Source organism: Rahnella sp. Larv3_ips (assembly GCF_003697865.1).
Lineage (GTDB): Bacteria > Pseudomonadota > Gammaproteobacteria > Enterobacterales > Enterobacteriaceae > Rahnella > Rahnella rivi.
The window spans coordinates 849,199-859,366 of record NZ_MJIB01000004.1 but is presented as its reverse complement, the minus strand read 5'-3'; the positions used below and the strand labels follow the sequence as shown (position 1 = coordinate 859,366).

The following is a 10,168-nucleotide window of genomic DNA, read 5'->3' as shown; positions in this document are numbered from 1 at the left end:
AGCTGTCACCCCCTCAGGCACGCACGCGAGACAGAACATCATCAAGCTCGCTGACGCTCTCACCGATCTGTTCGACAGAGCCTGCAAGCAGATTAGAGGCTTTCGCCATTTCGACGTCCAGTTTGCCCAGCGTTTTATCCAGGCTGCGTGAAACACCTTCTGAGAAATCTTCAAAACCTTTTCCGAGCACGCCACTGACATTTTCCATAAAGGTCTGCGCTTCACGGTTATAGCTCTGCAAGCGCTCACCGTGCTGCTTAAGATCGGTGATGAACTGGCTGCGGGTGGTTTGTTCAGACTGCGTATTTGCGGCGAGCAGCTCCAGCATGGCAATGGATTTGCTAACAGCTTCCCGATTGTTACGATAATCAGCCACAACGGAAGTGAGTTCGCTGGTGGCAAGGGATAGTGATGAACCTGCTGATTGCGCTTTATTCAGCACTTCAGCGGTAAGGTGGTTGGCCTCCGATACCCGCTCTCCTGCGTGTTCAAAGCGCTCCGCCGCCGCACGCATTTTTTCTGCGCCATTTTGCATATCCTGAATCTGGCGGTTGGTCTGTTCTGCAAGTTTGTTAAGGGTATCAGTCGTACCCTGATGCTGGCTGGCAACGGTTTCGATCAGCTGTTTGATCTGATCGTCTACTTCACTCATCACTTGTTGTGTCTGTTCGTGCAGGGACTGCTGGTTAGCCTGCTGGTTCGCTGATATCTGTTGCTGGCCCTTATCAATCTGACCAAACAGACTGCCCAACTGATCCCCGAGTGCTTCGACAGAAGCCGCCATTTTTTCCATTGTGGCACTTTGGCCCTGCTGTACTGAATTCTGAATGGCTTCAATAAAGGCGGACATATGTTCTGCCTGGGCTTTTTCTCGCGCTTCGCTGTCGGCAAACATTTTCTCAAGCTGTCGAGCCATGCGCTCGCCAGCGCCTTCACCTTCAGCACCAATTTTGGCGACGGAGGCCTGTAAGCTAGTAAGCATGTCATTCATGCCCGCCTGCATGGCCTGCTGGCCCGACTTCATTTCAGAGAGCAGCTGTTCAATCAGCTGTGCGCTGCCCTGCCGGGAGTCATCGCTGACCTGCCGCATATCCTGTAGCAAGGCAGAGAACCCACTTTGCATCGTCTGAATCGCACCGACGGTTTGCCCCATCATTTCGTTGAGATTCGTAAACTGCTGACCAAAGGTAGTATCGAGCTTCGCCATAAATGCAGTCAGTACATCCTGCAGCATGTTTTGTACCATGCCGCTTTGATCGCCGCTGGCGGTCTGAACTGCACCCGCAATTTTATCCAGTGGCGATTTAAGGCTATTTTCGATTGCGCCGCTCACCTGGTCAGCAAATTGTGCGCCTGATTCACGATAGGTGTTGCTCAATGTATTCGCGAGGCGTTCATTTTCAACTTTCTGGCTTTCGGCAAGATGCAACAGCATATCGCGAAGATCGGTGACCAGGCTCTCTTTCAGGTGGCGCGCCTGAGTGGCGCTTTCGTTGCTGGATTTAACCAGTGAGGCGAGATATTCCTCACCCACGCCGCTGATATAGAGCTTGTCGATTGAAGCGGTAAATTTTTCCAGATATTTATAACATTTCGCTAGAGAGAATTTCTCCAGCCACGTGACGACAATGGAAGCAAAAATAGCAACTGCAGAGCCAAGGAAGGCGTAAAGCACATCGTGCAGCAGATTATTGACGCTGCTGGCCACCTGCTCCGGCGTGCTGGGGTCAAAATGGTTTAGGCCAATCATCAGCCCATAGAACGTGCCGATAATCCCCACACCAGTCAGAATGCCGGGTAAATGCTTAAAGAATTCAGTATTGAGCGGAATATCCACTAACTGTTGTTCTGAGAAAAAATTAGCGCTCGGTGCAGTGGCGCGAATTTTGACGATTTTCTCTTCACTGCCGACCAGTTCGTGCTGGGGATGCAGGGATTCCGCAAATTCACTCCAGGCATGCTTTATCTCAGGCTGAACAAACAAATTTTTCAAATGCTGGATTTGATTCTCAGGCTCATCATTTTCAATGTGATTAATTGACTGTGTATATTTTTTCAGTTGGTTAACAATTTTAACCGACCTGTAGAGATAGAAGAAAATAAAACAGAAAAATGCAACACTGACGAGGCCAATAACGGTTGCTGGCACCATATAAGGTTGTACAGAAGTAAGCGCCAATAAAATGGAATTAAGCCAGGACATAGTTTTACCTGTTTCACATAAAAAAAAGCCAAAGAATAACCATCGACAACTTTCTGATTACCTTTAATCAAAAGTTATGCGCAATTACTCACTTTTAATACTTTGCTAATTTATCGTTTCGGTGCTGCAGGACGGCTCTCACAGTTCAAAGGATGAACTGCGTATCTGGTGAAAGCGCTGAAGTTGCAAACGGAACGGCAGTTTAGTTTCCTACTATTCACCTCTCAAATGCAAATTTCTTTACGCAGTGGCGTTTGTAATCATTACCGTTCCGGGTATCATTTTGCGAACTGCATTCCAAAAAATAATTTGCGATAGGGCATTTTTGCTCTTTCTTTGCGATTTACCCCGAGGATTTTCATGAACAACGCCGAACAACAGTTCCTGAACGAGCTGGATAATAAATTCTGGAAGGCCGCTGACAAGCTGCGATCCAATATGGATGCCGCCAATTACAAACATGTGGTGCTGGGGCTCATCTTCCTGAAGTATGTTTCCGATGCCTTTGAGGCACGCCAGCAGGAGCTGACGACCCTGTTCCGCGATGTTGGCAACCCAGACAATATCTACGCTATGTCGCGCGACGATTACGACTCTGATGAAGAGTATGCACAGGCGATCCGGGACGAGCTGGAAGTGGAAGATTACTATACCGAGAAGAACATCTTCTGGGTGCCGAAAGCCGCACGCTGGGAGACGCTGAAAAATAAAGCCATGCTGCCAACCGGCACCGTGCTGTGGGTGGATGAAGCCACCGGGCAGGACATCAAACTGCGCTCCGTTTCCTGGCTGGTGGATAACGCGCTGGATGAAATCGAAAAAACCAACCCGAAGCTGAAAGGCATTTTGAACCGCATCAGCCAGTACCAGTTGGGCAACGAGGTATTAACCGGGCTGATTAATACCTTCTCTGATGCCAACTTCAGCAATCCGGAATATAACGGCGAGAAACTCAGCTTAAAGAGCAAAGATATTCTCGGCCACGTTTACGAATATTTCCTTGGCCAGTTTGCGCTGGCGGAAGGTAAGCAGGGCGGCCAGTACTACACACCAAAAAGTATCGTGACCCTGATTGTAGAAATGCTGCAACCGTACAATGGACGCGTGTATGACCCGGCGATGGGCTCCGGCGGGTTCTTTGTCTCCAGCGACCGCTTTATTGAAGAGCATGCGGGGGAGAAGAATTATAACGCTGCCGAGCAGAAACGTAATATCTCCGTCTACGGCCAGGAGTCCAACCCGACCACCTGGAAGCTGGCGGCGATGAACATGGCGATCCGTGGCATCGACTTTAACTTCGGTAATAAAAACGCCGATACCCTGCTGGACGATCAGCACCCGGATCTGCGCGCCGACTTCGTGATGGCTAACCCTCCGTTCAACATGAAAGAGTGGTGGAACGCGAAGCTGGAGGGGGACGCGCGCTGGAAATACGGCACGCCACCGCAGGGCAACGCCAACTTCGCGTGGATGCAGCACATGATCCACCACCTGGCGCCGAAAGGCTCGATGGCGCTGCTGCTGGCCAACGGCTCGATGAGTTCCAACACCAACAACGAAGGCGAGATCCGCCGCAATCTGATCGAAGCCGATCTGGTGGAGTGTATGGTGGCGCTGCCGGGACAGCTGTTTACCAACACCCAAATCCCGGCCTGCATCTGGTTCCTGACCAAAGACAAATCCGGCGGCAACGGTAAAGTCCACCGCAAAGGCCAGGTGCTGTTTATCGACGCCCGCCAGATTGGCTATATGAAAGACCGCGTATTGCGCGATTTTACCCGTGAGGATATCGCCAAAATTGCCGACACCTTCCAGAACTGGCAGGCGGATAAAAACTACGAAGACGAAGCCGGGTTCTGCTTCTCCGCAACGCTGGAAGATATCCAGAAAAACGACTTTGTGCTAACCCCAGGCCGTTATGTCGGTGCTGTCGAGCAGGAAGAAGACGATGAACCCTTTGCCGAGAAGATGGCGCGACTGACCGAGCAGTTGAAAGAGCAACTGGAAGAGAGCGCTGAGCTGGAGAAGCAGATTAAGGCGAATCTGGGGGGATTGGGTTATGAGTTTTGAGTTATATGAATACAAAATTGAGGATCTAGGTAAAGTTATCACTGGTAAAACACCGCCTTCCAAAATTAGTGATGCTTTTAGCGCACAAGGTATTCCTTTTGTAACGCCAAAAGATATGGACGGTCGTAGACTTATAGATAAAACCGAAAGGTATTTGTCTTCCCAGGGTGTCGAAGCGGTGCGGAATTGCTTACTGCCTCAAAATAGTATTGCGGTATCTTGTATTGGTTCAGATATGGGGAAAACGGTTTTATTACCCGGTGAAAGCATTACTAATCAGCAGATAAATGCCATCGTTGTAGATTCAGAACATTTTGATTACAAGTATGTCTATTATTATCTTTCAACTCTGCAGGATGATTTCAAAGCAATTGCTGGAGGAAGTGCAACCCCAATTTTGAATAAGGGGCACTTTAGCCAATTTAAGGTTTCATTACCCGTTAAACCCGTGCAAAATAAAATCGCTTTAATACTTGACTCCTTGGATACAAAAATAGAAGTAAATACCGAAATCAACCATACTCTCGAACAAATGGCGCAAGCCCTGTTCAAAAGCTGGTTTGTCGATTTTGAACCGGTAAAAGCCAAAATCACAGCACTGGAAGCGGGCGGTTCGCAGGAAGACGCGATGCTTGCCGCTATGACAGCGATTTCCGGGAAAGATGCTGATGCGCTGGCGGTTTTTGAGCGTGAACACCCTGAACAATATGCCGAGTTAAAAGCCACGGCAGAGCTGTTTCCGTCTGCGATGCAGGATAGTGAGTTAGGGGAAATTCCTGAAGAGTGGAGTGTTGCGTCAATTAGTGATATGGGAAAAATTACTTGTGGCAAAACTCCGTCCAAAAAAGAACCAGAGTATTTTGGCGATGATATTCCATTCATAAAGATACCAGACATGCACGGACAACTCTTTGTGCTTAAAACCAATGAATATTTAAGTGCGGCAGGTTCAAACTCGCAACTAAAAAAACTTGTGCCCGCAAACTCTATCTGTGTTAGTTGTATAGCTACCATTGGTGTCGTTTCTATCACTAATGAACCATCTCATACCAATCAGCAAATAAATTCTGTCACACCTCACAAGAGTTCATTTCTCTATTACATTTATTTTTGCATGTTAGGATTGAAAGATTATCTTCATGTTCTAGGTAGCGCAGGCAGTGCAACGTTAAACGTCAATACGTCTACTTTCTCGGGCATTAAAATTGCTCAGCCTGATGATAAAGTATTGGATTTATTTCATGCTAAATGTACACATTTATTTAATGAGATTAAGTCGCTCAGTGTACAAACTGAGTCACTAGCCCAACTCCGCGACACCCTTCTCCCCAAACTTCTCTCCGGCGAAATCACCCTGCCGGAAGCCGAGCGGGCGCTAAGCGAGGCGGAAAATGTATAAAGTCGATACGCCGACCAACAGCCTGCACTCTCTGCAAGAAGTATCGTTCAGCAGCCTCGGTTTTACAGAGCGCTATCACCTGCAGGAGTGGTTGGCGAAAAACCCCCAGGCATTAACCCGCGACAACGACGACGAACTGCTGATTATCCAGAAAGAATTCGCCGGTTTTGACGACACCAAAGAACGTCTCGACCTGCTGGCGATCGATAAGCAGCGTAATCTGGTGATCATCGAAAACAAGCTCGATGACTCCGGGCGCGACGTGGTGTGGCAGGCGCTGAAATATGCCGGTTACTGCGCCAACCTGCGCAAAGATCAGATCCTCGATATCTTCCAGCTCTATCTTGATAAATACGAGCCGGGAGAAACCCGTCCGGCGGCGGAAGTGATGGCGGAGTTTCTGGAGTGCGAAAGTCTGGATGAAGTGCAAATCAACCTGAGCCGCACGCAGCGAGTGATGATGGTGGCAGCCAGCTTTCGCAAAGAAGTGACCAATACCGCCCTGTGGCTAATGCAGTTTGGCCTGCGGGTGCAGTGCTTTAAGGTTAAGCCATACAAATTCAACGACGATGTGTTTGTTGATATTCGCCAGGTGATCCCGACGCCGGAAGCCGAATCTTTCATGATTGGTATGGCGCAAAAGGAAGCGGAAGAGCAGTCCACCAGCGGGGAATTGAAAACCCGGCATCAGTTACGCAAAGCCTTCTGGACCAAAGCGCTGGAACGCCTGAAAGCCAGCCATTGCACGCTGTACAACAATATCAGCCCGTCGACCGACCACTGGCTCAGTGCCGGATCTGGTATCAGCGGCGTGTCCTATAACCTGATTTTCAGCAAAAAAGAGAGCCGCGTTGAGCTGTGGATTGCCAAATCCTCGGCGGAGAGCAATACCTTTGCATTTAACTGGCTCTATGAGCATAAAGAGGCGATTGAAAATACCTTTGGCCATGCGCTGAAGTGGGAGCCTTTGCCAGGCAAAAAATCGTGCCGAATCTCTTTCGCCACGCCTGCCACCAGCCTCGATGAGAGCAACTGGCCAGCGATGATTGACTGGCTACTCATCAATCTGACGGCGTTTGAAAAAGCGCTCGACCCCTTTATTGCCCCATTAAATATGGCGCTCAAAGACATTTCCAACGCGCCGGAAGAAACGGAAGAACCTGAGACAGAGGAAGCCTGATGCTGAGTGAAGACGATTTAGAACAGCAGTGCCTGAAATGGTTTGCTGAACAGGGCTGGGAAGTGCTACACGGGCCCGATATTGCGCCGGATGGCGACAACCCGCTGCGTGCCTCATTCCATGATGTATTTCTGTGCCCGGTAATGCTGGAGCAGTTGCAAACCATCAATCCCCATCTCCCTGTTTCTGTGCTGGAAGAGGTGGTACTGCATATTACCCGCCCCGAAAGCCCGGATCCGGTCGTCAGCAATAAAGCATTTCATCATCTGCTGCTTGACGGCGTACCCGTTGAGTACAAACGTGATGAAAAGGTTATCCACGACAAAGCATTGTTGATGGATTTTAACCGCACAGCCAGCAACCGCTTTATGGTGGTGAATCAGGTTGCCATTCAGGGGATAAAGCAGGTGCGTCGCCCGGATGTGATTGGTTATATCAACGGCCTGCCGGTGGCGGTGATTGAGCTGAAAAGCCCGATTGATGCCAATGCCGATATCTGGGCCGCCTTTAACCAGCTACAAACCTATAAAAACGAACTCAGCGACCTGTTTATCTGCAACGAAGCGCTGGTGGTGAGTGACGGGCAAAATGCCCGTATTGGCTCGTTGACTGCTGACGAAGAGCGTTTTCTGCCGTGGAAAACTGTATCTAACGAAGATGATAAACCGCAGTTTGACTGGCAGCTCAAAACCGTGGTGCAGGGCTTCTTTAACCGCGAACTTCTGCTTGATTACATCCGTTACTTTGTCCTTTTTGAGTATGACGGCAAACGACTGATCAAAAAGATTGCCGCCTATCATCAGTTCCACGCCGTGCGTGAAGCCGTCACGGCAACGATTGTGGCGTCTACCGGCAAACACCTGCCGTTGCGCAGCAACATTACTCCCGGCAGTAAAAAAGCGGGCGTGGTATGGCATACCCAGGGCTCCGGCAAAAGTATCTCCATGTGCTGCTACGCCGGGAAGCTGCTGCAACAGGCAGAGATGAACAACCCGACCATAGTGGTAGTGACCGATCGTAACGATCTCGACGGGCAGCTCTACGCCACTTTCTGCCAGGCGCAGGATTTGCTGAAGCAAACACCTTTGCAGGCTAATGACCGGGACGAATTGCGTGAGCTGCTCAATGCCCGTGAATCCGGCGGCATTATTTTTACCACTGTGCAAAAGTTTGCGCCGCTGGACAATGAACAGAGCCACCCGGCACTTAACTCACGCAGCAACATCGTGGTGATTTCCGATGAAGCCCACCGCAGCCAGTACGGTCTGAGCGCCACGCTGGACCGTGAAACCGGCGTCTATAAATATGGCTACGCCAAACACATGCGCGATGCGCTGCCGAATGCGTCGTTTATGGGCTTTACCGGGACGCCGATTGCGTCTGAAGATAAAGATACCCGTGCCGTGTTCGGCGATTATGTCTCTATCTACGATATTCAGGACGCGGTGGATGACGGTGCAACCGTGCCGATTTACTACGAATCGCGACTGGCAAAACTCGACCTGAATCATGAGGAGCTGGAAACACTCTCCGACCAGGTGGATGAGCTGGTGGAAGATGAAGAGACCGGCCAGCAGGAGAAAACCAAAGGTGACTGGAGCCGTCTGGAAAAGCTGGTGGGGTCAGAGCCTCGTATCCGGCAGGTTGCCGCCGATCTGGTTCAACATTTTGAAACGCGCAATGCGGCCATGAACGGCAAAGCGATGATTGTCGCCATGAGCCGTGATATCTGTGTAAAGCTCTATAACGCCATCACTGAGATCCGCCCGGACTGGCACAGCACGGATGTTGAACAAGGCGCTATCAAAGTCATTATGACCGGCTCGGCATCAGATAAAGACCAACTCCAGGCGCATATCTATAACAAACAGACCAAAAAGCGTCTTGAAGCGCGTTTTAAGGATTTGAACGACCCACTGAAGCTGGTGATCGTCCGTGATATGTGGTTAACCGGTTTTGATGCACCGTGTTGCCACACTATGTACATAGATAAACCGATGCGTGGTCATAACCTGATGCAGGCAATTGCGCGTGTTAACCGCGTGTTCCGCGATAAGCCCGGCGGGCTGGTGGTGGATTACATCGGTATCGCCAACGAGCTGAAGCAGGCGCTAAAAACCTACACGGATTCGAAAGGGAAAGGGCAGACCACGGTGGATGCGCGGGAAGCCTTTGCCATTCTGTTAGAAAAAATCGACGTCATTCACGGGATGTTCGCGCCGTCAGCAGGAAAACCCGGCTTTAGCTACGAAGGCTTTTCTCGCGATCCATTAGCGTTTTTACGTGATGCCGTGAACTACATTTTGGGTCTGGATGACGGTAAAAAACGCTACCTCGACGTTTCACTGGCGATGAGTAAAGCCTGGTCACTCTGTAACACCCTGGACGAAGCAAATCCCCTGCAAGAAGAGTTCGCGTTTCTTTCGGCGGTCAGAGTGGGACTTATCAAGCTTGATCCCAAGGCAAAATTTAGCCAGTCCGAGAAAAACTCTCTCTTGAGTAAGATTCTCGATAACGCGGTTGTCGCTACAGGGGTTGAGGATGTTTTTGCTCTGGCCGGGTTGGATAAACCCAATATCGGGCTACTGTCGGATGAATTCCTGGAAGAAGTGCGGGAGATGCCGCAGCGCAACCTGGCGGTGGAACTGCTGGAAAAACTGTTGAATGACGGTATCCATGCTCGCTCTGGAAACAACGTCGTGCAGCAGAAGAAATATTCTGACCGCCTGAAAGCGGTTCTGCTCAAATACAATAACCGCGCTATTGAAACCGCGCAGGTGATTGAAGAGCTGATCCAGATGGCAAAAGCGTTCCAAGATGCGATGGCGCGCGATGATGCGCTGGGCTTGAACCCGGATGAAATCGCTTTCTATGACGCGCTGGCCGAAAATGAAAGCGCGGTGCGTGAACTTGGCGACGAGACGCTCAGAAAGCTGGCCATCGAGGTCACACGGCAACTGCGTAAATCCACCACTGTCGACTGGCAGGTACGTGAAAGCGTGCGTGCGCGGTTGCGTATTCTGGTACGCCAGACCTTGCGTAAGTATAAGTATCCTCCAGATAAAACGCCGGGTGCCGTGGAGCTGATTTTGAAGCAGGCAGAAGTGGTGTCGAATAGTTGGACGTCATAGCGACGACCAACTTTTGATAGAGAGGGCAGAGTATCGCCCTCCGTTGTACCTGAAGAGTGAAAATAGTTCTGATTTAGCAGGCGAGGACCTCATTGCCAGGACTCAACGGCGGTACTGCATGCTCCTTTTGATTCAGTTATTTTAAAACTTCTCCATTTACGATTTTTTTCCATCAAAAATGAACA

Annotated in this window: 5 protein-coding genes; 4 read left to right on the top strand and 1 reads right to left on the bottom strand. The window is 50.0% G+C overall.

Annotated features, from left to right (window positions below):
* Positions 1-13: 13 nt before the first annotated feature.
* Entirely contained in the window at positions 14-2,203 is a 2,190-nt protein-coding gene (zorA1, locus tag ED901_RS06295) for a type I Zorya anti-phage system protein ZorA1 (RefSeq protein ID WP_122095334.1), read from the bottom strand.
* Positions 2,204-2,563: 360 nt separating this feature from the next.
* On the opposite strand from zorA1, the gene ED901_RS06290 reads away from it, so the two are divergent.
* Genes ED901_RS06290 through ED901_RS06275 form a run of 4 tightly spaced genes read left to right on the top strand, consistent with a single transcriptional unit; the run spans position 2,564 to position 9,983 of the window.
* A complete protein-coding gene (locus ED901_RS06290; protein WP_122095333.1) occupies positions 2,564-4,273 on the top strand; it encodes a class I SAM-dependent DNA methyltransferase in 1,710 nt (569 codons plus the stop codon).
* On the top strand, positions 4,263-5,672 hold the full coding sequence (locus tag ED901_RS06285; RefSeq protein ID WP_122095332.1) for a restriction endonuclease subunit S: 1,410 nt from the start codon (positions 4,263-4,265) through the stop codon (positions 5,670-5,672). The genes ED901_RS06290 and ED901_RS06285 overlap by 11 nt, the downstream gene beginning before the upstream one ends.
* Positions 5,665-6,852 carry a DUF4268 domain-containing protein gene (locus ED901_RS06280; RefSeq protein ID WP_122095331.1) on the top strand — a complete coding sequence of 396 codons (1,188 nt, stop codon included), beginning with the start codon at positions 5,665-5,667 and terminating at the stop codon, positions 6,850-6,852. Before ED901_RS06285 ends, ED901_RS06280 begins: the two co-directional genes overlap by 8 nt.
* Positions 6,852-9,983: a type I restriction endonuclease subunit R gene (locus ED901_RS06275; RefSeq protein ID WP_122095330.1), complete on the top strand. Its 3,132-nt coding sequence runs from the start codon at positions 6,852-6,854 to the stop codon at positions 9,981-9,983. The genes ED901_RS06280 and ED901_RS06275 overlap by 1 nt, the downstream gene beginning before the upstream one ends.
* Positions 9,984-10,168: the final 185 nt, after the last annotated feature.